The sequence below is a fragment of the Brevundimonas sp. ZS04 genome, from assembly GCF_001956865.1.
Classification (GTDB): Bacteria; Pseudomonadota; Alphaproteobacteria; order Caulobacterales; family Caulobacteraceae; genus Brevundimonas; species Brevundimonas diminuta.
This window is the reverse complement of sequence record NZ_MTHE01000001.1, coordinates 458,061-481,609: the sequence shown is the minus strand read 5'-3', so window position 1 is coordinate 481,609 and position 23,549 is coordinate 458,061. Positions and strand designations below refer to the sequence as shown.

Genomic DNA, 23,549 nt, shown 5'->3' with positions numbered 1-23,549 from the left:
TCGCGGCGCTCCGCCCTGGAGGAAGTCTTGTCTGAATCTGAAGTCATCACCCGCATCGAAAATGGTGTCGGCCGCATCACCCTGAACCGGCCCAAGGCGATCCACGCTCTGAACCGGCCCATGTGCGAGGCGATGATCGAGGCCCTGCTGGCCTGGCGCGGGGACGACGCGGTTCAGTCGGTGCTGATCGACCATGCGGGCGAGCGCGGCTTCTGCGCGGGCGGCGACATCCGCATGATCGCCGAGAGCGGGGCAGGGGACGCCTCCGAGGCCAAGGCCTTCTTCAAGACCGAGTATCAGCTGAACCATCTAATGTTCGTCTATCCCAAGCCGATCACGGCGGTGGTCGACGGCATCGTCATGGGCGGCGGCGTGGGCATCAGCGAGCCCGCCGACGTCCGCATCGCCACCGAGCGCACCACCTACGCCATGCCGGAGACGGGCATCGGCCTGTTCCCCGATGTGGGCGGCGGCTGGTTCCTGCCGCGCCTGCCGGGGCAGACGGGCGTCTGGCTCGCCCTGACCGGCGCGCGGCTGAAGGCGGCGGATACGGTGGCGCTGGGCATTCATACCCATTTCGTCGCGTCCGAGGCTGTTGAGAGCCTGAAGACTGAACTGCTGGCCGCGTCCGCCGATCCGAAGGCGGTCGCCGATCGCGCCGCCGGGGACGCCGGACCGTCGCCGCTGGCGCCGCACCGTGAGGCCATCGACCGCCTGTTCGCCTTCGATACGGTGGAAGAGATCGTCGCCGCCCTTCAGGCCGACGGTTCGGACTGGGCGCAGAAGCAGCTCGACATCCTGAAGACCAAGTCGCCGCAGTCGCTGAAGGTGTCGTTGCGCCAGATCCGCACCGGGGCGACGCTGACCGACTTCGCCGACAACATGGCGATGGAATACGCCCTGGGCGGGCGAGTGGTTCAGACGCATGACTTCCAGGAAGGCGTACGCGCCGTCATCATCGACAAGGACAACGCCCCTCAGTGGTCGCCTGCCGAGCTTTCTTCGGTTTCGGGCGCCCAGATCGAGGCCCTGTTCGCACCCTTACCCGCCGATGAGGCATGGAAACCGCTGACCGGCTGATTTCGCGCAAGCTTCATTGTTCCGGACGGGGGAAAAGCCTATCTTGCCGGCATGAGTAAGCGCTGGACCCCCGAATCCTGGAGAAACAAGCCCGTCCTGCACATGCCGACGGACTATCCGGACGCCGCCGAATTGGCGCGCGTCGAAGACGAGCTGCGCGCGATGCCGCCCCTCGTCTTTGCGGGCGAGGCGCGCAAGCTTACCGATCACCTTGCCCAGGTCGAGGCGGGCAACGCCTTCCTGCTGCAAGGCGGCGACTGCGCCGAGAGCTTCAAGGAGTTCTCGACCGACAACATCCGCGACACCTTCCGCCTGATCCTGCAGATGGCGGTGGTGCTGACCTTCGCCGGCCGCAAGCCGGTGGTGAAGGTCGGCCGCATCGCCGGTCAGTTCGCCAAGCCGCGCTCGTCCCCGGTCGAGGAGATCGGCGGGGTCGAGCTGCCGTCCTATCGCGGCGACATCATCAACGGCATGGGCTTCACGCCGGAAGAGCGCACGCCCGATCCGCAGCGCCTGATCCGCGCCTATAACCAGTCGGCCTCGACGCTGAACCTGCTGCGCGCCTTTGCGGGCGGGGGATACGCCGACCTGTACAATATCCACCGCTGGACGCTGGGCTTCGCCGATGACGGCGCGGGCGCGGCCTATCGCGAGCTGGCCGACAAGATCACCGAGGCCCTGGCCTTCATGGAGGCGGTCGGCGTCACGCCCGAGACGCACCCCGACCTGTCGCGCGTCGAGGTCTTCACCAGCCACGAAGCCCTGCTGCTGAACGTCGAGAGCGCCCTGACGCGCCTGGACGGCTCGACCGGCGAATGGTTCGACACCTCGGCCCACATGCTGTGGATCGGCGAGCGCACCCGCCAGCTGGACGGCGCCCACATCGAGTTCATGCGCGGCATCTCCAACCCTATCGGGGTCAAGTGCGGGCCGACCATGACGGCGGACGACCTGCTGCCGCTGATCGACGCCCTGAACCCGAACAATATTCCGGGCCGCCTGACGCTGATCGGCCGCTTCGGCCACGACAAGGTGGGCGACCGCCTGCCGGGTCTGATGCGGGCGGTGAAGGCGGCGGGCAAGCGCGTCATCTGGTCGATCGACCCGATGCACGGCAATACGCTGAAAGCCGGCAACGGCTACAAGACCCGGCCCTTCGATCGCGTCATGGGCGAGGTCCGCACCTTCATCGACGTGGCCGAGGCCGAGGGCGTCCACCCCGGCGGCGTCCACCTGGAGATGACCGGCCAGAACGTCACCGAATGCATCGGCGGCGCCCAGGCGGTCACGGAAGACGACCTGTCGAGCCGTTACCACACCCACTGCGACCCGCGCCTCAACGCGGATCAGGCGCTGGAGCTGGCCTTCCTGGTCGCCGAGCGCCTCAAGGCCGGGCGGCAGGCCCGGTCCGAGGCCGCATGACGGCAGAAGACGAAACGCCCGGCCGCGTCGCCTATCAGGGCGCGCCGGGCGCCTTCAGCCATGAAGCCTGCCTGGACCTGCGCCCGTGGGACGAGGCCGTTGGCTTCGAGACCTTTCAAGGCGCCATTGACGCTGTCCTGAGCGGCGACTGCCATTGCGCTCTGATCCCGGTCGAGAACTCGACCGTGGGCGTAGTCGAGCCTGCCGCCACCCTGGTGCGGCAGGCGGGACTGGTCGCGGTCAGCGACGCCTGGCGGCCGATCCGTCTGGCCCTGCTGGGCGTGCCCGAAGCGCGCCTGTCGGACGTGAAGACGGCCGAGAGCCATCCTGTCGCCCTGCAGCAGTGCTCCAAGGCCCTGAACGAGATGAAGATCGCGGCGGTCGAGGCGTTCGACACCGGGGGCGCCGCCGCCGCCGTGGCCGAGGCGGACGACGTGACCCGCGCCGCCGTGGCGCCGGCCCGCGCGGCCGAGGTCTATGGGTTGGTGGTTCTGCGCAACGATTTGCAGGATTTCAGCGACAACCGGACCCGTTTTGTCCTGTTCACGGCCCCTCAGGCTTGACCGCGCATAAAGTTTGCGGCTTTAAGGTCCGGTCGGATCGACCCTGATCCAGAAACCGGACCGGATTCATGTCCTCGCTGCGCGCACAAATGACCTTTGAAACCACCTCGCGCGCGGTGGCCGGCTTCTATTTTGGCTATGGCTATTACGGCTTTCGATACGCCGGCTGAGGCGTCGGGCTTCTAACCAACCCTGACTGTCTCACTGGCGACCGCTTCTCCCCAAGCGGCCATACCGCGCGTCTCTGCCTGATCTTCATCGGCGGACGCGGCTTCCCTATCGAAAATTCCATGCCGAAAGCCATCTCCCATGTCGCAATCCGCCATCCAGCAAGTCTGGCCCGCTGAAACCGTTGAATTGAGCGCCGAACAGAAGGCGCTGGCCGCCCTGCGCGCCGAAATCGACAGCCTGGACGATCAGATCCTCGAACTGTTCGAGCGCCGCCTGGCCGTCGCCGCCCAGGTGGGCAAGGCCAAGGACGCCCCCACCGGCCCCCACACCAAGCTGCGCCCCGACCGCGAACAGGCCGTCCAGGCACGCCTGCTGAAGCAGTGCGACCCTGAGAACCGCGAGGCGGTCGAGCATCTGTGGCGCGAGATCGTCGGCTGGGGCCTGGCGCGCCAGGGGCGTCTGCAGGTCCAGGTCTGGGCCCCCATCGACCCGGCCAAGGCCGTGGACGGCGCCCGCCTGCGTTTCGGCGCCGCCGCCGACATCAAGCTGGTCCTCGACCCGCAGGCGGCCCTGGCCCACGCGGCCGAGGGCAAGGGCGTGGCCGTCCTGTCGATCAGCGGCGACGATCCCTGGTGGATCGGCCTGCGCCGCGAATGGTCGATGCTCAGCGTATTCGACGGCTACGGCGGCGAGACGCCGACGTCTCTGGCCGTGGGCAAGATCGATCCGCCGGCCCTGCCGACCGGCCGCCGCGTCGTGGTGACGGCGGGCGGCGATGCGGGCGACGGCTCGGGCGCGCGGCGCTGGGGCCTGAACACCCACCACGGTTGGACCCTGGCCCTGACCGACGCCGACGTGGCGCCGGGCGACGTCGAGGGCGGCGTCGGCGCCATCGGCTGACAGGTTCGGCTGAGGAACAGGGTGAATCGACGTTAAGCCTGTTCCTCAACCCTGTCTCAAAATCCGTCGTTCAATGTAGGGGCATGAACGCTTCCGTCCTCCTGCGTCTTGCGCCGATCTGCGTCCTTGCCGGGCTGCTGGTCGGCTGCGGCGTGGTGGAAAGCGACCCCAGCCGGTTCGAGAGCGCGGCCGAACGGATCGCGGCCATTCCCTTGTCCGCCGAGGATGCGGGCGGGGCGCCGGTCGCTGCGCCGGATCGTCCGCGCGAGCGGGCCGCGCCGCTGAAGGTCGAGCTGATGACGCCGCATGAGCTGTGGGATGCGCGCGAGGGCCTGACCGCCAGGGTCCGCCTGGCTTCGGCGTCTGCACCGGCGCCGACGGCCTATCCCGATCCCGAGGCTCCGCCGCAGACCGTGACGGCGTCCAAGCCCGCCGGGGTCGCTGCACATCATGTGCAACTGGGCGCCTATTCCAGCGAGGGCGGCGCTCGGGCGGCCTGGAGGCGACTGAACGGCGGGCCGGGCGGGGCGGTGCTGTCGGGACTTCAGCCCGTCTATGAGGCGGTCGAGGTCGGCGGGCGTCGCCTGGTGCGGTTGAAGGTCGCCGCCTCCGCCGGACAGGCTCAGGCCCTGTGCCGCGACCTGGCGGCTTCGGACCCGTGGTGCGCCCGATCCGGCGCCGCTGCGGCCTGATCGTCCACAGGCTCAGCTTAAGGTTTCGTTGACGATTGGCCCTCGGAGGCTGATCTTGCGGCTCATGGGCGGGCGGCGGACGAAGATGAGTCGCGCCTGCTGATCACAGTGGGATTTCACATGGCGCAGCCTCAGGTCATCGTCATCGGCAATGAAAAGGGCGGGGCGGGCAAGTCCACCCTGGCCATTCACATCGTCACCGGCCTTCTGCACGCCGGACGCAAGGTCGCCATTATCGATCTGGACCTGCGCCAGCGGTCGATGGAGCGGTTCTTCGCCAACCGCGCCGCCTGGACCAAGGCCAACGGCCATGACTTGCCCCAGCCGATCGTGCCGGACATGGGCGATGGCAAGGCTCTTCATAAGGCCGATGAGACGGAGCAGTTGGCCCGTTTCGAGGCCGCCTACGCCGAGGCGAAAGGCGTCGCCGACGTCATCGTCATCGACACCCCGGGCGGTGACACGGCCCTGTCGCGCGCCGCGCACGGCCGCGCCGATCAGATCGTCACGCCGATGAACGACAGCTTCGTCGACTTCGACCTGCTGGGCGAGGTCGACCCTGTGACCTTGGATCTGGTCAAGCCGTCCATCTATTCCGAAAGCGTCTGGGAGGCGCGCAAGCATCGCGCCATCACCGAGGGCCGTCAGGTGACGATCGACTGGATCGTCGTCACCAACCGTCTGGCCGTCGCCGAGGCGCGCAACCGTCGTCGTCTGGCCTCGCGCATGGCCAAGCTGGCCAAGCGGGTCGGTTTCCGCGTCGGGCCGGGCCTGCGCGACCGGGTCATCTATCGCGAACTCTTCCCCTTCGGCCTGACGGTGGCGGACCTGTCGAACGACATCCGCCCGGTGTCGGTGTCCCTGGCCCACGTCGCCGCGCGTCAGGAGATGCGCAACCTGATGCAGGCCCTGGGTCTGGACGACGCCATCGCGGCCATGGACGCGGCGGCCTGATCGACGCATGGGGCTGATCTGGCTGGGTCTGGCCGCCGTGGCCCTGTGGGCCATGGTGCGTCTGGGCCGCCAGACCGAGCGCGCCCGGCGCGGCCACTGGCGCATCTCCGCCACTATATTGAGCGCCGCCCTGCTGGCCGGGGCGGTGTTCGCCGCCGCGCGTGGTGCATGGCTGATCGCGGGCGGCATGGCCTCGGCGGGCGTCTGGCTGGCCGTGCAGTCGCGCATTCGGCCTGTGGCGGGCAGGGCGGCTCAACCCGCCGAACCCATGAGCAAGGCCGAGGCGCGCTCCATTCTGGGCGTTGGGGCTGATGCGGACGCCCAGATGATCCACGCCGCCTGGCGCAGGCTGATGGCCCGCGCGCACCCGGATCAGGGCGGAACCGAGGGGCTGGCCGCCCGCGTCAACGCCGCGCGGGATCGGCTGCTGAAAGGTTAGGGCTCTCTTCTTCCCCTTCTGGGAGAAGGAAGTGGATTGGGTATTTTAATACCGCATTTAAAATATTCAATAAAATCAATCTAATGTGCCGAAATCGCCATCGCAACCGACATTGACCTTCGGCGCGCGACCCTCTATCACCCCGGCCTCCGCCCGATCCATCTGGTTCGGGCCGCGTTTTTCGTCTTCCAGGACCCTCATCATGCTGAAGAGCACCACGGCTTCGCTGAAGCCGGCCGAGGTCGAGAAGAAGTGGATCCACATCGACGCCGAAGGCGTCGTGGTGGGCCGCCTCGCGACCTTCATCGCCAACCGCCTGCGCGGCAAGCACCTGCCGACCTACACCCCGCACGTTGACTGCGGCGACTACGTCGTCGTCACCAACGTCGACAAGGTGGTGTTCACCGGCAAGAAGAACACCGACAAGGTCTACTATCGCCACACCGGCCACCCGGGCGGCATCAAGGAAACCACCCCGGAGAAGGTTCTGGGCGGACGTTTCCCCGAGCGCGTGCTCGAGAAGGCCGTTGAGCGCATGCTGCCCAAGGAGTCGCCGCTGGCTCGCAAGCAGATGACCCACCTGCGCCTGTTCGCCGGCGCGGCTCACGAACACGAAGCCCAACAGCCCACGACCATCGACTTCAAGTCGATGTCGTCCAAGAACACCCGGAGCGCCTGAGCATGACCGACGTGACTCAAGACACCGCCGCCGGCTTTGACGCCCTGAAGGGCCTGGGCACCGCTGCTGCCGAGGAAATCGTCCGCGAGCCGAAGATCGACGCCCTGGGCCGTTCGTACTCGACCGGCAAGCGCAAGAACGCCATCGCTCGCGTGTGGGTGAAGCGCGGCACCGGCAAGATCACCGTCAACGGCAAGGACGTGGCGGCTTACTTCGCCCGTCCGGTGCTGCAGATGATGGTCGCCCAGCCGCTGACCGTCTCGGACCGCGCCACGCAATACGACGTGATCTGCACCGTTGAAGGTTCGGGCCTGTCGGGCCAGGCCGGCGCCATCCGCCACGGCCTGTCGCACGCCCTGACCCACTACGAGCCGGAACTGCGCAAGGTTCTGAAGCCGCACGGCTTCCTGACCCGCGACAGCCGCGTCGTCGAGCGTAAGAAGTACGGCCGCGCCAAGGCTCGCCGCAGCTTCCAGTTCTCGAAGCGCTAAGTCGGTCGCGAACCCGCGACTGGGAGTACAAAGGGCGCTTCGGGGAAACCCGAGGCGCCTTTTCTTTTGTCCTTCTCCCCTTGTGGGAGAAGGTGGCGGCCGAAGGCCGACGGATGAGGGGTTTCTCAATCGTCAAAGTCGTTGCCTGAAGATCGCCAGAATGTCGCGTCAGTGCGACCCCTCATCCGACCCGCTGCGCGGGCCACCTTCTCCCACAAGGGGAGAAGGGCAGGAGATGCGAATGACCCACACTATCTTCATCGACGGCGAGGCCGGAACCACGGGGCTGGAAATTCGCGAGCGTCTGGAGGCGCGCGGCGATCTGGAGCTGATGCTGCTCGGCGACCGTCGTCGTGATGTCGAAGCGCGGCGCGAGGCGTTGAACAGCGCCGATGCGGTCATCCTGTGCCTGCCTGACGATGCGGCCCGCGAGGCCGTGTCGATGATCGAGACTCCGTCGGTGCGGGTCATCGACGCCTCGACCGCCTATCGCGTGGCGGACTGCTGGACCTATGGCTTCGCCGAGATGGATGCGGCTCAGCGCGCGGCCATCGCCGCCTCGACGCGGGTGTCAAACCCTGGCTGCTATCCGACCGGCTTCATCGGCCTGATGCGGCCGCTGGTGAAGGCGGGGCTGGTGCCGGCTGACTGGCCCGTTACCATCAATGCGGTGTCCGGCTATTCCGGCGGCGGCAAGGCCATGATCGCCGAGTTCGAGGCCGAGGGGGCGTCGACCGCCTTCCGCGCCTATGGTCTGACGCTGAAGCACAAGCATGTGCCGGAAATGACGAAGCACGCGGGGCTGTCGCGCCCGGTGCTGTTCTCGCCCGCCGTGGGGAACTATCGTCAGGGGATGCTGGTCGAGGTTCCGCTGCACCTGTCGGCCCTGCCGGAGACGCCTTCGGTCGAGCGGCTGCATGGCGCCCTGGTCGAGGCCTATGAGGGCCAGCATTTCGTCGAGGTGGCCGAGATTGACGAGACCGAGGCCATGACCGGAATCGAGCCCGAGGGCCTGAACGGCACCAACCGTATGCGCCTGCACGTCTTCGGTGATCGCGGAGGAGAGCAGGCGCGTCTGGTCGCCCTGCTGGACAACCTGGGCAAGGGCGCCTCGGGCGCGGCGGTCCAGAACCTCAACATCATGCTGGGCCTGGATGAGGCGACCGGCCTCAAGTGAAGCCGGTCCGGGCGCGCGATCAGCGCGCCCGCGCCGCCTTGATCGCTGACTCTACTGTTCCGCCGAAGAAGATGGCGGCGATGATGATCAGCAGGCCGTAGTCGTGGCCGGGAAAAACCACCGGCACGCCCGCCGCCAGAATGATCAGCGCCGGAAACAGGCTGGCCCAGACGGCGGTCGAGGCGGCCTCTGGGTGGATCATCGGCGAGCGTTGAGAGCCCATTCGCTTGGCCATCATGCTGTTAAGCGGCACGAAGGCGGCCGGCACGAGCACTGCGATCACCAGGTACTTCACCAACTGTCCCGGCGCGCCGAACAGGGTCGCGGTGGCGATCAGCAGGACCAGGGGAAAGGCCGTGGTGATCGCCAGCAGCAGGTTGGGCTCGATACGCTTCAAGACTTCACTTTCACATAGGCGCCGGGCGCCGGTTCGATGGGTTTCAGCGGCCCGGCCTTGGGATCGCGCGCGGCGATCTTCTCGCCGGACTTCGCGCCCAGCCAATCGGCCCAGTGCGCCCACCAGCTGCCCGGATGCTGTTCCGCTTTCGCTTGCCATTCCTGAAGCGTTTCGGGAAGGGCGGCGTTGACCCAGTGCTGATATTTCTGGGCTGACGGCGGGTTGATGACCCCGGCGATGTGGCCCGATCCGGCCAGCGTATAGGTCACCGGTCCGCCGAACAGCCGCGCCGAGCGATAGACCGAGTTCATCGGCGCGATGTGGTCCTCGCGGCTGGCCTGGAAATAGAGCGGGATGCGGACCTTGGACAGGTCGATGCGCTCGCCGTCGATCTCCAGCTCGCCCTTGGCCAGGGCGTTCTGGCCGTACATCAGGCGCAGGTATTGCAGGTGCAGCCGCTTGGGCATCCGCGTCTGGTCGGCGTTCCACGCCAACAGGTCGAAGGCGGGCGGCGCCTTGCCCATCAGATAGTTGGACACGAAGAAGGACCAGATCAGGTCATTGGCGCGCAGGGCGTTGAAGGTGTCGGCCATCGCCGTGCCGGGCAGGACGCCGCCCGCTTCGTCCATCAGCCGCTCGATCTCGGCCAGCCAGTGCTCGTCGGTGAACAGCAACAGATCGCCCGCCTCGGCGAAGTCGTGCTGGGCGGCGAAGAAGGTGGCGGAGGCGACGCGATCATCGCCCTTGGCCGCCATATGCGCCAGGCTGGCGCCCAGCATGGTGCCGCCGATGCAGTAGCCGACGGTGTTTACATGCGTCTGGCCGGTCTGCTCCAACGTCTTTTCGACGGCGCGATAGACGCCCTTCTTCATGTAATCGTCGAGGCCGAACTCCGCCTTGTCGCGGTCCGGGTTGACCCATGAGCAGACGAAGACGGTGAAGCCCTGCGCGCTCAGCCAGCGGATCAGGGAGTTCGCCGGCTGCAGGTCCATGATGTAGAATTTGTTGATCCACGGCGGGAAGATCAGCAGCGGGACGGCATGCTGCTGCTCCGTCGCGGCGTCATACTGGATCAGCTCGAACAACTCGTCGCGCCAGACCACCTGACCCGGCGCCGTGGCGACGTTCTCGCCCAGAACAAAGCGGCCATAGTCGGCCTGGCTGATCTTCAGCGACCCGGCGCCGCGCTCCAGATCGGCGGCGAAGTTCTGCATCCCGCGCACCAGGGATTCGCCGCTGGTCTCGGCCAGCGCCTTCAGCGCCACGGGGTTCGACGCCAGGAAGTTGGCGGGCGAGAAGGCGTCGGTCAGCAGGCGGGTGAAGAACTCGGCCCGACGCTTCACGCGCGGATCGACGTCCTCGACGCTGGAGACCAGACTGTTCATCCAGTCCGAGGTGGCCAGATAGGACTGGCGCATCATGTCGAACATGGGGTTCTCGGACCAGGCCGGATCGCGGAACCGCTTGTCGGACGGGGCGGCGCTGTCGACTGTCTCGCCCATCGCCCGGCGGGTCGTGGTCGACCACAGCTCCATGTAGCGGCCGAACAGGTCGGCCTGGGCCTGGAACAGCTTTTCGGGGCGGGCGGCCAGGCTGGTCATGACGGAAGACATGGCCGGGGCCACGTTGAACGGATCCGGCGACAGGGCGGCGGGGCGGTCGGCCTGCGACAGGGCCGCCTCGGCCACCGCCGTCTGGGCCATCATCGCCGCCTTGGCCAGGTTCAGCGACAGGGTCTCGAGTTGCTGGCGCTGTTCGGCGCTGAAGGCCATGAAGTCGGGCGCGGTGTTCGGCGTTTCGGGCGGCGGGGCAGGGGCTTCTGCGGCGGGTTTTTCAGGCGCGGCGGCCTTCATTTCTTCCACAGGGGCGGGCTTCTTGGCGGCGCGCGGCTTGGCCGAGGTGGGACGTCCGGACTTGCGCGGCGCGGCGGGCGCATCCGGCGTGGCGGACGGGGTCTTGGTCGGGCGCTTGGCCATGGGCGCGGAACCTCCGATGGGGGCGCGCGACGCGCACGCCTTCCTCCCGGCGCGATGATGGCATATGTCGTTGCAGGAAATGAACGTGCTGATGCTGAAAAAGACAGGTCTGGCGGCAATGCTGGGTGGAGCCGCTCTGCTGAGCGGCTGCGTCAGCGCCTTCGCGCCTCAAACCGACCCGACCTCGCCCCTGGCGCCGCGCGTGCAGCAACTGGTGGACGAGAACCGCCAGTATCCGCGCTGGGCGGACTTTCCGCGCTCCAGCCAGCCCTTGCCGGGGCCGGAACAGATCGCCGGCCGCGTCGCCACCCTGCAGGGGCGCAGCGCCGCTCTGGGCGCCGAGGTCGCGCGCATCGAGTGGACGTTGAACGAAGACCCGGCCGTCTTCGCCGAATCGATCAACCGCCGCATTGACGCCAGCCAGATGTCGCCTGAAACGGCGCGCACGGCGGAAGAGGTCGAGGCCTACGCCGAGGCGTTGCGTCAGCGCGCCAAGGCGCCGCCTCCCATCGACCGGCCGCGTCCGCAATAGTCGTGGCGGCGGCCCAAGGTCGCCGTTTGGCTTTCGTCGCCCGTCTTGGCGAATCCGGCGATCCTGCCGCTCCGGCCGCGTTTCGCCGACCTGAGTGCGAGGAGCCGTCATGGCCCATGTCCCGTCTGAACCCTTTTGCCGTCTCGGCGGCGTGCGCTGATGGCTGACGGCGCCGTCTCGCCCGCCTTCCTCGACGTATCCCGATCCCTGTCGGGCCGAGCCTGGCGGCTGCGCCCGGCCGAGGCGGGCGTGACGCGGGCGCATATCCAGGCGCTGGGTCTGGACGAGCCGCTGGCGCGGGCGCTGGCGTCGCGCGGGGTGGCGGCGGAACAGGGCGCCGACTTCCTGAAACCGACGCTCAAGGCGCTGTTCCCCAATCCGTCCAGCTTCATGGACATGGACGCCGCCGCCGCCGCCATCGTCGACGCGCTTCAGGCGCAGGCCAGCATCCACGTCTTCGCCGACTACGACGTGGACGGGGCGTCCAGCGCGGCCCTGCTGGTGCGCTGGTTCCGTACCCTGGGCGCGGACCTGCCCATCTATGTCCCCGACCGCCTGACCGAGGGCTACGGCCCCAGCGCGCGGGCCTTCGATACGCTGAAGGCGCGCGGCGCCGATCTGGTCATCACCGTCGACTGCGGCGCGGCGGCCAATGAGGCGGTGGCCCATGCGGCGGCCATCGGCCTGAAGGTCGTGGTCATCGACCACCACATGATGCGCGAAGAGCCGCCCGCCTGCCTAGCCGTGGTCAATCCGAACCGGCCGGGATGCGGTTCGGGGCAGGGCAATCTGGCGGCGGCGGGGGTGGTCTTCGTCCTGCTGGCCGCCCTGAACCGCGAGGCCCGCGGGCGCGGCCTGTTCGAGGGCAAGGCCGAGCCGGACATTCGCCAGTGGCTGGATCTGGCCGCCATGGGCGCCATCTGCGACGTGACGGGCCTGACCGGCTTCAACCGCGCCCTGACCAGTCTGGGGCTGGGGGTCATGTCGCACTGGCGCAATCCGGGGTTGCGCGCCCTGCTGGCGGCGGCGGGCGCCGAGCCGGGACCGGCCAAGACCAACCACGCGGGCTTCATCCTCGGCCCGCGCATCAATGCGGGCGGCCGCATCGGCAAGTCGGATCTGGGCGCGCGCCTGCTGTCCACCGACGATCCCGATGAGGCGCGGATGCTGGCCCAGGAACTGGACGCCCTGAATGTCGCCCGGCGCAAGGTCGAGGCCGAAGTCACCGAACAGGCCGTCCGTCGCGTCGAGGCGACCGGCGCCCACGCCGACGACAGCGCCGCCGTGGTCGTCAGCGGCGAGGACTGGCACCCCGGCGTGGTCGGCATCGTCGCCGGACGCCTGCGCGAACGCTGGAGAAAACCCGTCATCGTCATCGGCGTCGACGCCGTCAACGGCGTCGGTAAGGGCTCAGGCCGTTCGCAGCCCGGCATGAATCTGGGCCGGGCCGTGCAGGCGGCGTGGAATGAGGGCCTGTTGATCGCGGGCGGCGGACACGCCATGGCTGCGGGGTTGACTGTGGCGGCGGATCGCATCGATGAACTGCGCGCCTTCCTCAACGAGCGCCTGTCGGCCGAGCGCGTCGAGGCCGTGGCCCAGGATTGGGTCGAGGTCGACGCCCTGATCGACCCGCGCGCCGCCACCCGCGATCTGTTCGAGGCGTTCGAGCAACTGGCCCCCTACGGCCCCGCCAACCCGGAGCCTCTGTTCGCGCTGGAAGGGGTTCAGGCGCGCGAGCCGGTCGCCATGAACGGCGGCCATGTGCGGTGCCGCCTGGTCGGCCCTGACGGCGCCTCGGTGCGGGCCATCGCCTGGCGCTGCGCCGACCTGCCGACGGGCAAGGCGCTGCTGGCGGGGCAGGGGGGATTGAACGTGGTCGGGCGGCTTCGGGCGGATGACTGGAACGGCCGTCGCGGCGTGCAGTTCGAGATCGAGGACGTCGCCGACCCGCGCATGGCCTGAGGACAGTCAGCCTTGGCCGTGAAACGACGCAGGTCTTTGAAAAAGTCGCACAAATCCGCTTCGCCGAGCTTGCCATAAGCGGAATCGGCGGCTATCTACACGGTCCTCCGCGCAGCGGTCCCTTCGTCTATCGGTTAGGACGTCAGGTTTTCAACCTGAAAAGAGGGGTTCGATTCCCCTAGGGACTGCCACGCGGAGTTATCCTTCCCCCGACAATCGAAAACGTTTCCAGCGGTGATTTCGCGCGCCTGGATGCCGCCGTCTGGATGTTGGGCGATGCCGTGATCGGGCGCTGAAACGGCGGCTCTGTCGTTTTTTTGAAAAAGCGCGCGACGCCCTCTTGCGTCGCCGAAAAGGGACGGCTATCAGGCCGCTCCTCCGCGCAGCGGTCCCTTCGTCTATCGGTTAGGACGTCAGGTTTTCAACCTGAAAAGAGGGGTTCGATTCCCCTAGGGACTGCCACGCGGAGCGAATAACTCCTTCTCCCGTCATCGTTATCTCTTTCACCGAGCCCCTTCGCGCGGCCTTTTCGCGTGCGCGACATTTGCTTGTCGACAATATGGCGCAAAAAGGGCAACTTGTCTGTCCGAGTTGAAAGAACCGTGTTAGTGTAGCTGACCCGCGTTGTCGCGGGCGGGGGTTCAAGGTGGCGAGTATTGACGTGATGGAGCCGATTGAGACCGTAAAGGTCGTCGGAAGGGTCAAATGGTTCGACGCCGGCAAGGGGTACGGCTTCATCGTGCCGGACCAGCCGGATTTGACCGAGGAACGCGACGTGCTGCTGCACGTCACCAGCCTGCGCGACGCGGGCCATGAGATGGCGGGCGAGGGCGCGGCCATCGTCTGCGAATGCGCCAAGCGGGCCAAGGGCTGGCAGGTGATTAATATCGTGGAGTTGGAAGCCAGCGCCGCGCCGGCTCGGCGGGAGCTGACGCGCAGTTCGGCCCACGCCCGACCCGAAGGCCTGCCTGACGGGCCGCTGGAAGCCGCCGTCGTCAAATGGTTCAATCGCACCAAGGGTTATGGATTCGTCGTGCGCGACGGTCAGGCGGGCGATATCTTCGTCCACGTCGAGACGCTGCGCCGCTGCGGTCTGGACGACCTGTTGCCGGGCGATCCGGTGAACGTGCGTTTCGCGGAAGGCCCCAAGGGGCTGGTCGTGGCCGATATCAGACCGGGCGGGTGAGACTCGTCCGCTAGGGGGACGAAGACATGAACCACAGCCGGCGTCTCATGCTGATCCTGGCGCTTTCGGCCGCAGCCGCGACGACGGCCTGCGCGAAGAAGGGGCCGCTGGATGAGAACGGCCGCCCGCTGGAGCCGCTGGCGATCGTCACGGCCTCTGGCGAGCACAAGTTCATGGTGGAGATCGCCGACGACGATGAGGCGCGGCAGCGAGGCCTGATGTTCCGTCCGCCGCTTCCTGACGACCGGGGGATGCTGTTCCAGTTCCCCGCGGCGGGCGAGCAGAGCTTCTGGATGCGCAACACGCCCAGCTCGCTGGACATCATCTACATCGACCCGCGCGGGCGAATCGTTTCGATCACCAAACACGCCACGCCCAACTCCGATGCCCCGCTTCCCTCGAACGGCGCGGCCAATGGCGTGCTCGAACTGCGGGCCGGCCGCACGGATGAGATCGGCGCCAAGCCCGGCGATCAGGTTAAGCACCCCTTCTTTCGTCCCTGAGCCACAATAGGACGCCTCATCCGTTGCGGAGGCCGCCTGCTCGTGCCATGAGAGCGCTCCGTCGGTCCGGGGTGTAGCGCAGCCTGGTAGCGCATCTGGTTTGGGACCAGAGGGTCGGAGGTTCGAATCCTCTCGCCCCGACCACGGTTTAGCCTCCTTCAGGCGGAGGTCTTCCATTTGACAGCCGATGTGCGACTGTCGCTGGCGCCATGCGTCAGCGTGCCGATGTTCGGCATGATTGAGAGTTTAAATCTCGGGACGAGCTCGGGTATCGTCCTGTACGAGGTCGCGAAGCAGCGCCGTTCGTATCAAAGCAAGTACAGGCTGCGGAACCAAAGGGGCGAGCGCCAGGCGGCATTGCCGACCGTGCTTCTCGCAGGTGAATAGCGCGCCACGTCTGGTTTGGAGCGAACATTGGCCTTCAAGCTTGACGTAAAGGCTGTGCCTACTTGGTTCAGCGACGACCGTCAGGTCGAGGCGTAGCCGCCGTTGATGGCGTAGGAGAAGCCGATCGGCAGGGCGGCGCGGAACTGGGTGAAGAAGGCCGCCAGTTCGCCCAGGGTCGAGCGCGGCACGAAGATGATGTCGCCGCGCCGCATCGGCGTGATCTCGGCGCGAGGGGCGCTCAGGTCGATCACCTTCATCATGCGGACGTCGCCGGGGCCGCGTCGTATCAGGGCGCAGCGCGAGGATCTGGCGGACGGCAGCACGCCGCCGGCCATGATGATGGCTTGATAGGCGTCGATGTCGCCGGGCATGTCGAACATACCGGGATTGCGCACCTCGCCGTCGACCCAGACCTTCATCGGGCCGGCCTGGCGCAGCGTCACCTCGACCTCGGGCCGCAGCAGGTGGGGGGCGTAGCCGTAGGAGATGTCGGCCTCCAGCTCGGACAGGCTGCGATCCGCCGCCATGACGTGTCCGAGCAGAGGGAGGGAGACCCGGCCGTCGGGCGCGATCTTCAACTGGCGCGTCAGTTCCGACGCGGTCGGCAAGGCTACCTCGATATCGTCGCCGGGATAGAGCCGGTATTCAGGCTCCACCTCGGTCCAGTCGGCGAAGGGCAGGTTGGGCGGGAAGTCGTCGACCACGGTAGGACGCGGTCGGGCGCCGCCCGCAGGGGCGCCGCCGGCGCATCCGGCCAGTCCGGCGGCCAGCGCCATGAGGATGAGGCGGCGATCAAGATCCATGGTCGGGGACGGTCCAGGCGGAGAATTTTCGTCTTCGGCAAAGCTGACGGCTTATAGGTAACGCGTGGTTAACGCGTGGCCCTCAGTGTGGCGCACAACAGTCATTGACCGAGAAAATCGATCTTCATGCGTTCCTCCCTCGCAGCAGCTCGTCCCCGTTACGGCGTCGTCGACGTCGTGGCCCTGCTGTTCCGCGAGTTAGTGCTGATGATCGTGATCTTTCTGGTGATCGCCGCCATCGGCGCGGCCGTCGTCATGACTATGAAGAAGACCTACACGGCGGGCGCTAGCCTGTTTGTCGGCGTGGGTCAGGAATACGTCTATCAGCCGCGCGTGGGCATGGGCGAACGCGCCATGCCGCCCTCGGCCAGCGAGGTGGCTCAGTCCGAGGCCGCCATCCTGAACAGCCTTGAGGTCAAGCGCCGCGTGGTGCGAGCCCTGGGCGTCGAGAGCTTCCAGGGCGGCGTGGCCTCGACCGAAAGCCCGGCGCGTCAGGAAGCGGCGGCGATCCGTTCGGTGGCGTCGGGTCTGGGCGTCGAGGTCACGCCGCTCAGCCCCGTCGTGGGTCTGAGCTACAAGAGCGGCGATCCGGCTCTGTCGGCGCGCGTGCTGAACACGGTGATCGACCAGTATCTGACCTATCGCCGCGAGGTCTTCCAGGACCGCGCGACCTCGGCCATCCGCACCCAGCGTCAGACCTTCGAGCAGGAGTTGGCCGACGCCGATCGCGCCTATGAGGAGTTCCTGCGCACCAACGCCATCGGCGACTTCACCACGGCCAAGTCCACGGTCGCCAACAGCTATCAGTCCGTCTTCACCGAGCGTATGGGCGTCCAGGCCCAGTTGCAGCAGGCCTCGCAGCGGCTGGCGACCCTGGTGGCGCAACTGGCGCGCACCCCGGCCGAGGTGGCCCTGTATCAGGATCTGAACGTCTCGGCTCAAGACCTGATCCTGCAACTGCGCACCGAGCGTGAGAGCCTGCTGGCTCGCTACCAGCCCGACGCCCAGCCGGTGCGCGAGATCGATTCCAAGATCGCCCAGCTTCAGGCCTATGTCGGCTCGGGCACGGCCGTCGGCGCCAAGGAAGTCCGCACGGGGCCGAACCCCGTCTGGGTCGAGCTGGAGACCACCCGCATCAACGCCCAGGCCGAGCGGGACGCCCTGGGCGCCCGCCTGGCGGTGCTGGATCGCCAACTGGGCGACCTGCGCGCGCGTCAGGCGCGTCTGACCGAGCTGGAGTCGCGCAACTCGACCCTGGCCGGCAACCGTGAAGTGCTGACGGCCTCGATCCGTGAGTTCCAGCAGCGCGAGACGCAGAGCCGCGCCGACAACGAACTGGTCAAGGCGGGCGCCGACAACGTCACCGTCATCGAACGCGCCCAACCGCCGTCGAAGGGCAAGAGCCTGCGCTTCCCGCTTATGATCGCCGTCCTGGCCTTCGCCGGGTTCACGGCCCTGTGCGTCGGCCTGCTGCGGGTCTTCCTGCAGCGCGGCTTCGTCATGCCGGCGACCCTCAGCCGCACGCTGCAGGCGCCGGTCCTGGCCGTGGCCCCCGCCAAGAGCGCCTGAGCCCTGCGCGTGCTAGGCTGGGTCAAAGGGCGCACGTAACGATTCGCATGGTCGATCTGACGACGGAAATGGCGGGACTGTGGGCGGCGCTGGGACCAGCGCCGGCGCATCGCGGCCGCGTGATCCTGTTCGCCGCCGCCCAGACGGGCGAGGGCGTTTCGACCGTGGCGCGCGAGTTCGCCCGCATGGCCGCCGTGCGGGGCCGTCGCCCGGCGTGGCTGCTCGACGGCGATCTGACGCAGCAGGCGCAGATGGAGCAGGTGGCGGCGCAGCCGGACCGCTTCGGGCGGTTGGGGCCGGCGGTTCAGGCCTCGCCGGACGGATCGGCCTTCTATGCGGTGACGCCGCCGATGCGGGATCGCGAAGGACGGCCTGTGGCGCCGGGGCGGCTGATGACGGCCAAGACCTGCTTGGGCGGCCGCCTTTACGTCACGCGGTTCCACAACGAAATCCTGCGCGCCGGTCAACGCGCCGAGGCGATCAACGACGCCCGCTACTGGACCCGCTTGCGCGCACACGCCGACACCGTGGTCATCGACGCCCCTGCGGCGGATCGCAGCGACATGATCCTGACCCTGGCGCCGCTGGCCGACGCCACTGTCCTGGTGGTCGCGGCCGAGACGACCGACGCGGCTGGGCCCGTCGCCCTGCGTGACGAGATCGACGCCCAGGGCGGCCGCATCGCCGGGGTGGTGATGAACCGGGCCAGGTGGAAGCCGCCCGCCTTGCTCAAGCGGTTCATCGGCTAAGCCGAACTAGCCCTGCTCGGCCGCGCGTTTCAGTCGGTCCAACTCGCGTTGGCCGTAGAACTGCGGCTCGAAGCCCTTCATCCAGAGAATCTTGCCCAGTCCCCGCGCCGTACGGTCGGCCATGTCGGCGCGCCTGGCGTGACGGGTCAGGCTGAGCGCCAGCGTCGCCGCGCCCCAGACCGCCGTCTGCGCCGCGCCCACCGCCATCCAGCGCGCGACGCCGGGCCAGTTCTTCGCCTCTGCGGCGGTCTGGCTGGGCCCCTGGCCATAGGCGAAGGCGCGCGTCAGGGCGTAGCGCAGGGTGGCGCGATGGGGCGGGGCGAACTCATCCACCCAGGCGTCGGAGGCCCAGGCGAAACGTCCTCCGCGCGCCTGCAGGGCGGCGAACAGGACGTCGTCCTCGCCGCCGATCTGATCCGACCCGACATGGAAAGGCTGGTCGCCGGGCAGGGCCGTGGCCCGAACCAGCAGGGAGTTGCCGCAACCGTGGGCGTGATCCAGCACGCCGTCCCGGTCCGGTCCGTGACGGCCGAAGAAACGCTCCAGATAGGGCGTGGTCCAGCCTGTGCCCTCGGGCACGCGTCCGCGGATGGGGCCGAAGACGGCGTCGGCGCCGGTGGCCGCCTGGGCGCTCAACAGGGCGGCGAGCCAGTCGGTCGAGGCGGCCTCGTCATCATCGAGGAAGGCGATCAGGGGCGCTGAGGTGGCGGCCAGTCCCGTGTTGCGCGCGGTGGCGACGCCGGGGCGCGGCGCATGGGTCCATATGAGCGGGACGGGCGATTCAGGCCGCAGGGCCTCGACCGTTTCGCGCGAACTGACCTCGGGGTCGTTGTCGACGACGACGATCTCACGCAGCCGACCTGCCACGTCTTTCTGAGCAAACACCGAGCGCAGGGCGCGCGTCAGGCTGTCCAGGCGGCGCATGGTGGGGATGACGACGGCGACGTCGGGCGCGCTCATATCGCCTCCGCATAGAGGGCCGCGCGATACAGGCGCAGGGCGAAGGCCCGCAGGCCGGTCGGCAGGACAGGCGCGCGGGCGGCGCCCTTGATCAGGGGGCGCAGCGCCTTCAGTCCCGGCACGGCCTTCAACGCCTTGGCGACGCGATAGCTGGGGTAGGCCGACACGAAGTCGGGGTGGCGCGCTGCGACGCGGGCGAAGTTCGGCGCCGACTGTTCGTATTTGGCGGCCAGGGCCTCGACCGTGTCCAGACCCATGTGGGTGGCGGGATTGTCCAGATGGACGACCTCGAACCTGCGCGAGACGCGCATGGCCCACTCGACGTCTTCCCAGCCCCAGCCGCTGAAACCGGAGTCGAAGGTCTCCGTATCGAAGACGTCGCGGCGGACCAGCAGGTTTGAGGTGAAGACGTATTTTTCGGGCTGTTCGGCGCGCTGGGCCGCGGGGATGCAGTCGGACCGCGCCGCCATGTGGCGATGGACGGCGAAGCGTGCGTCCTGCGGCGCCTGCAACAGGGAGAAGCCGCCGAAGGCCACCGCCGGGCGCGCGTCGCGGGCCAGATCGACCCACGTCTTCAGGAAGCCCGGATGGTCGGGCCGCATGTCGCTATCGAGGAACAGGAAGGTCTGACCGCGCGCGGCCTGGGCCAGGCGGTTGCGGCCTTCCGAACGGCCCTGATTGGCGTCGAGCGAGATCAGGCGCACGGGCAGGGCCATGCCGTCGATCAGGGCGCTCAGGCGCGCTGTCAGTTCAGCGTCCTTGGTGCCGTCGTCCAGAACGATCAGTTCGGCCTGTCCGGCCAGCGCCTGCGCCTCGGCGTCCAGACGCTGCAACAGGTCGGTCGGATCGTCGCGCAGGAAGGGGATCAGCACCGACAGGATCGGTTGCGCCTCGGCCCACGCTGAGCTGTCGTGATGAATCGCGAGACTCATGCTGTCTGCCTCCGTGCGCGCAGGAAGGCTTTCAGCCGCACGCTCAGGTCGCGCACCCCGGCCGCGTTCAGGGCGTAGGCGACGACGCCGTAGACGATCATGCCGACGCCTGCGTCCAGCATCAGCTCAAGGAAGCCTCCAATCGGCGGCAGCATTATCACGACGCCCGCCATGGCGGCGGCGGCCAGACCGCATCGCGCCAGGGCGTTCCACGGCACGGGCAGGGGCAGGATGCGTCGCCCGATGGTCATGGAGGCGGCCAGACCCAGCGCAAAGCTGATCGCCGTCGCCCACGCCGCCCCCATGACGCCGAAGCGCGGGATTAGCAGGACGTTCAGGATGATGTTGCTGCCCGCCGGAATGCTCATGGCCAGCAGCAGCCAGCCGGTGCGGCGGCCCAGGGTGAAGGCCTGTCCGAAATAATAGGTCGTCATCCCCGACAGGAAGGCGCCCAGCGCCACCCACGGCGTGACCGAGGCGGCGACGGTGCGCAGGTCTTCGCCGATCATGAACTCGGCCAGCGGCCGCGCCACCAGCGCCACGCCCACGGCGGCGGGCAGGCCGATCAGCACCAGGGTCGAGGCCTGCTCGCGCGCGGCTGCCTGAAGATCCTCGTGCCCGCCGCGCTCCAGCGCCATGACCAGAGCCGGAGCGCCCGCCGCGCCCAGCCAGACGAACATGACGTCCAGCGTCCGGTTGGCGATGCTGTAGGCCGCGTGATAGGCGCCGACCGCCGCCTCGTTCATGAACAGGGCCAGCAGGAAGCGGTCGGTCGAGGCCAGCACCACGGTCAGCCCCAGACCGACGGCGATCGGATAGCCGTAGACGGCGTAGGCCTTCAGTCGCTGGCGATCCAGCCGTCCCCGCTTCGCCTCGCGCAGTTCGGCGGGCAGGACGAAGGGCAGGGCGGCCAACGGCGCCAGCAACATCCCCGCCAGCGGCGCCTCGGCCCCCATCCCCAGCCGGGCCAAGCCGACGCCGAAGGCCAGGCCTGCGACCGCGCTCCAGATGTCGATGGCGGCGGCGGGACCGACCTCGCCCGCTGCGCGGAACCGTTCCTGCGCCAGCTTCAGGAAGCAGCGCACGGGAATCCCCGCCAGCGCCACGGCCAGCGGCAGGCGGAAGCTGTCCGGCATGGGCCACAGCCACACCAACAACCCGGCTACAGGCACGAAGACGGCGGTGATCAGGAAGGCGGCGCGATACAGGCTGGCGAAATGCCCGGCCATCTGCGTTTCGTCGGACTGGGCCGCCCAGAAGCGGGCCATGGAGGCTTCCAGCCAGCTGAACGTCGCCACATGGGCCAGCGTCAGCACCGAATAGGCCAGCGCGTAGCGGCCGAAATCCTCGGGCGACAACAGGCGCGTAAAGATGATGATGGTCAGAAACCCGACCACGCCCTGCACGATATTGGCCGGCAGGTAGCCGAACACCCCCCTCCAGAACATCAGCGCACGGCCATCCGGTCGCCCAGAAGCACGGGAACGGTCACCGCGATGATCCATAGATCCAGCCAGAAGGACTGACGCTCGATGTATTCGATGTCGAGCTGAACCCGGTCGCGCACTTCATCCGCCGTATGCAGCGGCCCGCGCGAACCCTTGATGGCGGCCCAGCCGGTCATGCCGGGCTTGATGCGGTGGCGATGGGCGTACTCGGCGACCAGACGCGCCGACTCGGCGTCGCCGGTCTTCATGCCGATGGCGTGCGGGCGCGGCCCGACCAGCGACATCTCGCCGCGCAGAACATTCACCAGCTGCGGCAGTTCGTCCAGGCTGGTGGCGCGCAGGAATTTGCCCAGGCGCGTCACTCGGTCGTCGCCGGCGGTCACCTGACGGCTGGCGGTGGCGTCGGAGGCTTCCTGACGCATGGTGCGGAACTTCCACACCACGATCTCCTCCTGATTGAAGCCGTGGCGGCGCTGGCGGAACAGGGCCGGCCCCTTGCTGTCCATCCGCACGGCCAGTCCGATCAGGAACAGCACAGGGCTGAGCACGACCAGGGCCAGCGCGGACAGGATGATGTCGAGAATGCGCTTGTTGAAGGCGCGGCGCTCTCCGTCCACCGCGCCGCCCAGCAGGGGCAGGGACGCCGAGGCCAGCTTTTCCAGCGCCTCGTTCCGCTGGGCCGCGCCCTTGGGATCGACCAGCAGGGTCAGGGGGATGGGCAGGACTTCCAGCCGATGCGTCAGGGCGCGGACGCGCGCCTCGGCCTTGGGGTCGATGGCCAGGATGACGCGGTCGATATAGGGCGTCAGCCGATGCTCCAGCAGGGCGTCCGTCCCGCCCAGAACCGGCACCCCGGCCAGGGCGTCGGGCGTGCGGGCCAGCCGATCGTCGAACACGCCAAGGATATTCAGGTCGCGCCGGTCCAGCGCCTCGCGGATCAGGGATTCGGCATGGCGGGTGGCGCCGACCACGACGACGTTGGGCGTCAGATCGCCCCGGCTGCGCCATTGGGCCACTAGCATCCGCCAGATCGTGTGCAGGCCGGTCAGCAGCACTGCGGAGGCGATCGCCCACCAGCCGTATTCCGCCAGCGGAGTTTCGTTATTGGGCAAGGCCAGACCCAGCAGGCAGGCGACCGCGCCGCCCACGCCCGCCACGGCGGCGACCCCGGCCAGATGGCGCGCGGGCGCCCGGCTATTGTCAAAACGATACAGGCCCAGCGACCGCATCAGCCCCAGGGTCATCAGCGCGCCGATCAGAATGGGCGCGGCTTCGAACAGGGTGACCTGCGCCAGGCCGCCGGCGTTCATGCGGCCGATCGCCACAAGGCAGAGGAAGCTCGACGCGACGATGTCGACGCCGCGGAAGTAGAAGACGCGCCGCCGCGCGGCCGCGCGCTGTCGGGTGTTCAGCCAGACGTCCGGCCGCAAGGGGCCGCGTCGAGCCCGACCCGCACGCCCCGCCGGGGCGCGCGATTCGACCAGCGCTGCGCGATTCGCGCGTGCGCCTTCTGTCGCAGAGCCCAGAGTGTCAGCAGGGGTGATGGCCAAGTCTTTTTCCCGATATCGAGCAAAATA

23 protein-coding genes and 3 tRNA genes are annotated in these 23,549 nt (G+C 68.2%); 19 read left to right on the top strand and 7 right to left on the bottom strand.

Annotated elements, in window-relative coordinates; translation table 11 throughout:
- The first annotated feature begins 27 nt into the window (after positions 1 to 27).
- The 10 genes from BJP32_RS02350 (at position 28) to argC (ending at position 8,568) form a co-directional block, all read left to right on the top strand.
- Positions 28 to 1,080, top strand: coding sequence for an enoyl-CoA hydratase/isomerase family protein (locus BJP32_RS02350; protein WP_046654192.1), 1,053 nt, complete (start codon positions 28 to 30; stop codon positions 1,078 to 1,080).
- Between the two features lie 51 nt (positions 1,081 to 1,131).
- The gene (locus BJP32_RS02345) at positions 1,132 to 2,502 is read left to right on the top strand and encodes a class II 3-deoxy-7-phosphoheptulonate synthase (protein WP_076222689.1); all 1,371 of its coding nucleotides are present in this window, start codon (positions 1,132 to 1,134) and stop codon (positions 2,500 to 2,502) included.
- A complete protein-coding gene (locus tag BJP32_RS02340; RefSeq protein ID WP_046654189.1) occupies positions 2,499 to 3,065 on the top strand; it encodes a prephenate dehydratase domain-containing protein in 567 nt (188 codons plus the stop codon). Before BJP32_RS02345 ends, BJP32_RS02340 begins: the two co-directional genes overlap by 4 nt.
- 309 nt (positions 3,066 to 3,374) lie before the next feature.
- Positions 3,375 to 4,136 (top strand): chorismate mutase, encoded by a 762-nt coding sequence (locus BJP32_RS02335; protein ID WP_046654187.1) that lies wholly within the window; start codon positions 3,375 to 3,377, stop codon positions 4,134 to 4,136.
- Positions 4,137 to 4,219: 83 nt separating this feature from the next.
- Positions 4,220 to 4,828 (top strand): SPOR domain-containing protein, encoded by a 609-nt coding sequence (locus BJP32_RS02330; protein ID WP_046654186.1) that lies wholly within the window; start codon positions 4,220 to 4,222, stop codon positions 4,826 to 4,828.
- Between the two features lie 120 nt (positions 4,829 to 4,948).
- Positions 4,949 to 5,782, top strand: a complete 834-nt coding sequence (locus tag BJP32_RS02325; RefSeq protein WP_046654184.1) for a division plane positioning ATPase MipZ — start codon at positions 4,949 to 4,951, stop codon at positions 5,780 to 5,782.
- 7 nt (positions 5,783 to 5,789) lie between these two features.
- Entirely contained in the window at positions 5,790 to 6,221 is a 432-nt protein-coding gene (locus BJP32_RS02320) for a molecular chaperone DnaJ (RefSeq protein ID WP_046654183.1), read from the top strand.
- Positions 6,222 to 6,426: 205 nt separating this feature from the next.
- Complete coding sequence (rplM, locus tag BJP32_RS02315) at positions 6,427 to 6,900, top strand: 50S ribosomal protein L13 (RefSeq protein ID WP_181409293.1); 474 nt, start codon at positions 6,427 to 6,429, stop codon at positions 6,898 to 6,900.
- Positions 6,901 to 6,902: 2 nt separating this feature from the next.
- The gene (gene rpsI / locus BJP32_RS02310) at positions 6,903 to 7,391 is read left to right on the top strand and encodes a 30S ribosomal protein S9 (protein WP_003165345.1); all 489 of its coding nucleotides are present in this window, start codon (positions 6,903 to 6,905) and stop codon (positions 7,389 to 7,391) included.
- 241 nt (positions 7,392 to 7,632) lie between these two features.
- On the top strand, positions 7,633 to 8,568 hold the full coding sequence (argC, locus tag BJP32_RS02305; protein WP_095046125.1) for an N-acetyl-gamma-glutamyl-phosphate reductase: 936 nt from the start codon (positions 7,633 to 7,635) through the stop codon (positions 8,566 to 8,568).
- A 19-nt stretch (positions 8,569 to 8,587) separates the two neighbouring features.
- Here the strand turns inward: argC and BJP32_RS02300 are convergent, their stop codons facing one another.
- On the bottom strand, positions 8,588 to 8,965 hold the full coding sequence (locus tag BJP32_RS02300; protein WP_046654180.1) for a hypothetical protein: 378 nt from the start codon (positions 8,963 to 8,965) through the stop codon (positions 8,588 to 8,590).
- Positions 8,962 to 10,941 carry a class I poly(R)-hydroxyalkanoic acid synthase gene (phaC, locus tag BJP32_RS02295; RefSeq protein ID WP_046654179.1) on the bottom strand — a complete coding sequence of 660 codons (1,980 nt, stop codon included), beginning with the start codon at positions 10,939 to 10,941 and terminating at the stop codon, positions 8,962 to 8,964. Before phaC ends, BJP32_RS02300 begins: the two co-directional genes overlap by 4 nt.
- A 64-nt stretch (positions 10,942 to 11,005) precedes the next feature.
- Between phaC and BJP32_RS02290 the strand changes: the two genes are divergently transcribed.
- The 7 genes from BJP32_RS02290 to BJP32_RS02260 all read left to right on the top strand — a co-directional run bounded on the left by BJP32_RS02290 (position 11,006) and on the right by BJP32_RS02260 (position 15,268).
- A complete protein-coding gene (locus tag BJP32_RS02290; protein WP_046654178.1) occupies positions 11,006 to 11,473 on the top strand; it encodes a hypothetical protein in 468 nt (155 codons plus the stop codon).
- A gap of 159 nt (positions 11,474 to 11,632) precedes the next feature.
- Positions 11,633 to 13,435, top strand: a complete 1,803-nt coding sequence (gene recJ, locus BJP32_RS02285) for a single-stranded-DNA-specific exonuclease RecJ (RefSeq protein WP_076222688.1) — start codon at positions 11,633 to 11,635, stop codon at positions 13,433 to 13,435.
- A 116-nt stretch (positions 13,436 to 13,551) separates the two neighbouring features.
- Positions 13,552 to 13,626, top strand: a tRNA-Glu gene (locus BJP32_RS02280).
- A 196-nt stretch (positions 13,627 to 13,822) separates the two neighbouring features.
- Positions 13,823 to 13,897: transfer RNA gene (locus BJP32_RS02275), tRNA-Glu, on the top strand.
- A 202-nt stretch (positions 13,898 to 14,099) separates the two neighbouring features.
- Positions 14,100 to 14,621, top strand: coding sequence for a cold-shock protein (locus BJP32_RS02270; RefSeq protein WP_003165339.1), 522 nt, complete (start codon positions 14,100 to 14,102; stop codon positions 14,619 to 14,621).
- A gap of 26 nt (positions 14,622 to 14,647) precedes the next feature.
- Positions 14,648 to 15,124 (top strand): DUF192 domain-containing protein, encoded by a 477-nt coding sequence (locus tag BJP32_RS02265; protein WP_233126677.1) that lies wholly within the window; start codon positions 14,648 to 14,650, stop codon positions 15,122 to 15,124.
- Between the two features lie 67 nt (positions 15,125 to 15,191).
- Positions 15,192 to 15,268: transfer RNA gene (locus BJP32_RS02260), tRNA-Pro, on the top strand.
- A 323-nt stretch (positions 15,269 to 15,591) separates the two neighbouring features.
- Here BJP32_RS02260 and BJP32_RS02250 read toward each other — a convergent pair.
- Positions 15,592 to 16,314: a polysaccharide biosynthesis/export family protein gene (locus tag BJP32_RS02250; protein ID WP_003165337.1), complete on the bottom strand. Its 723-nt coding sequence runs from the start codon at positions 16,312 to 16,314 to the stop codon at positions 15,592 to 15,594.
- Between the two features lie 126 nt (positions 16,315 to 16,440).
- Here BJP32_RS02250 and BJP32_RS02245 point away from each other — a divergent pair, with 126 nt between their 5' ends.
- Together BJP32_RS02245 and BJP32_RS02240 are read left to right on the top strand one after the other, a co-directional pair.
- Complete coding sequence (locus tag BJP32_RS02245) at positions 16,441 to 17,883, top strand: chain-length determining protein (RefSeq protein ID WP_040345626.1); 1,443 nt, start codon at positions 16,441 to 16,443, stop codon at positions 17,881 to 17,883.
- Between the two features lie 47 nt (positions 17,884 to 17,930).
- On the top strand, positions 17,931 to 18,632 hold the full coding sequence (locus tag BJP32_RS02240) for a hfsB (protein ID WP_076222686.1): 702 nt from the start codon (positions 17,931 to 17,933) through the stop codon (positions 18,630 to 18,632).
- Between the two features lie 6 nt (positions 18,633 to 18,638).
- Here the strand turns inward: BJP32_RS02240 and BJP32_RS02235 are convergent, their stop codons facing one another.
- From BJP32_RS02235 to BJP32_RS02220, 4 genes are read right to left on the bottom strand one after another with little or no spacing between them, the layout of a single operon-like run.
- Positions 18,639 to 19,592, bottom strand: coding sequence for a glycosyltransferase family 2 protein (locus BJP32_RS02235; RefSeq protein WP_046654172.1), 954 nt, complete (start codon positions 19,590 to 19,592; stop codon positions 18,639 to 18,641).
- Positions 19,589 to 20,524, bottom strand: coding sequence for a glycosyltransferase family 2 protein (locus BJP32_RS02230; RefSeq protein ID WP_046654171.1), 936 nt, complete (start codon positions 20,522 to 20,524; stop codon positions 19,589 to 19,591). The genes BJP32_RS02235 and BJP32_RS02230 overlap by 4 nt, the downstream gene beginning before the upstream one ends.
- On the bottom strand, positions 20,521 to 21,972 hold the full coding sequence (locus BJP32_RS02225) for a lipopolysaccharide biosynthesis protein (RefSeq protein ID WP_076222684.1): 1,452 nt from the start codon (positions 21,970 to 21,972) through the stop codon (positions 20,521 to 20,523). Before BJP32_RS02225 ends, BJP32_RS02230 begins: the two co-directional genes overlap by 4 nt.
- Positions 21,972 to 23,402, bottom strand: coding sequence for an exopolysaccharide biosynthesis polyprenyl glycosylphosphotransferase (locus BJP32_RS02220; RefSeq protein ID WP_233126675.1), 1,431 nt, complete (start codon positions 23,400 to 23,402; stop codon positions 21,972 to 21,974). Before BJP32_RS02220 ends, BJP32_RS02225 begins: the two co-directional genes overlap by 1 nt.
- Positions 23,403 to 23,549 lie beyond the last annotated feature (147 nt).

What these genes read in the sequence shown, in the direction of transcription:
- BJP32_RS02345 (WP_076222689.1), top strand. Translation starts at nt 1,132, where the DNA reads ATGAGTAAGCGCTGGACCCCCGAATCCTGGAGAAACAAGCCCGTCCTG.
- BJP32_RS02340 (WP_046654189.1), top strand. Translation starts at nt 2,499, where the DNA reads ATGACGGCAGAAGACGAAACGCCCGGCCGCGTCGCCTATCAGGGCGCG.
- BJP32_RS02335 (WP_046654187.1), top strand. Translation starts at nt 3,375, where the DNA reads ATGTCGCAATCCGCCATCCAGCAAGTCTGGCCCGCTGAAACCGTTGAA.
- BJP32_RS02330 (WP_046654186.1), top strand. Translation starts at nt 4,220, where the DNA reads ATGAACGCTTCCGTCCTCCTGCGTCTTGCGCCGATCTGCGTCCTTGCC.
- BJP32_RS02325 (WP_046654184.1), top strand. Translation starts at nt 4,949, where the DNA reads ATGGCGCAGCCTCAGGTCATCGTCATCGGCAATGAAAAGGGCGGGGCG.
- BJP32_RS02320 (WP_046654183.1), top strand. Translation starts at nt 5,790, where the DNA reads ATGGGGCTGATCTGGCTGGGTCTGGCCGCCGTGGCCCTGTGGGCCATG.
- rpsI (WP_003165345.1), top strand. Translation starts at nt 6,903, where the DNA reads ATGACCGACGTGACTCAAGACACCGCCGCCGGCTTTGACGCCCTGAAG.
- argC (WP_095046125.1), top strand. Translation starts at nt 7,633, where the DNA reads ATGACCCACACTATCTTCATCGACGGCGAGGCCGGAACCACGGGGCTG.
- phaC (WP_046654179.1), bottom strand. Translation starts at nt 10,941, where the DNA reads ATGGCCAAGCGCCCGACCAAGACCCCGTCCGCCACGCCGGATGCGCCC.
- BJP32_RS02290 (WP_046654178.1), top strand. Translation starts at nt 11,006, where the DNA reads ATGTCGTTGCAGGAAATGAACGTGCTGATGCTGAAAAAGACAGGTCTG.
- recJ (WP_076222688.1), top strand. Translation starts at nt 11,633, where the DNA reads ATGGCTGACGGCGCCGTCTCGCCCGCCTTCCTCGACGTATCCCGATCC.
- BJP32_RS02270 (WP_003165339.1), top strand. Translation starts at nt 14,100, where the DNA reads ATGGAGCCGATTGAGACCGTAAAGGTCGTCGGAAGGGTCAAATGGTTC.
- BJP32_RS02265 (WP_233126677.1), top strand. Translation starts at nt 14,648, where the DNA reads ATGAACCACAGCCGGCGTCTCATGCTGATCCTGGCGCTTTCGGCCGCA.
- BJP32_RS02250 (WP_003165337.1), bottom strand. Translation starts at nt 16,314, where the DNA reads ATGGATCTTGATCGCCGCCTCATCCTCATGGCGCTGGCCGCCGGACTG.
- BJP32_RS02245 (WP_040345626.1), top strand. Translation starts at nt 16,441, where the DNA reads ATGCGTTCCTCCCTCGCAGCAGCTCGTCCCCGTTACGGCGTCGTCGAC.
- BJP32_RS02240 (WP_076222686.1), top strand. Translation starts at nt 17,931, where the DNA reads ATGGTCGATCTGACGACGGAAATGGCGGGACTGTGGGCGGCGCTGGGA.
- BJP32_RS02235 (WP_046654172.1), bottom strand. Translation starts at nt 19,592, where the DNA reads ATGAGCGCGCCCGACGTCGCCGTCGTCATCCCCACCATGCGCCGCCTG.
- BJP32_RS02230 (WP_046654171.1), bottom strand. Translation starts at nt 20,524, where the DNA reads ATGAGTCTCGCGATTCATCACGACAGCTCAGCGTGGGCCGAGGCGCAA.
- BJP32_RS02225 (WP_076222684.1), bottom strand. Translation starts at nt 21,972, where the DNA reads ATGTTCTGGAGGGGGGTGTTCGGCTACCTGCCGGCCAATATCGTGCAG.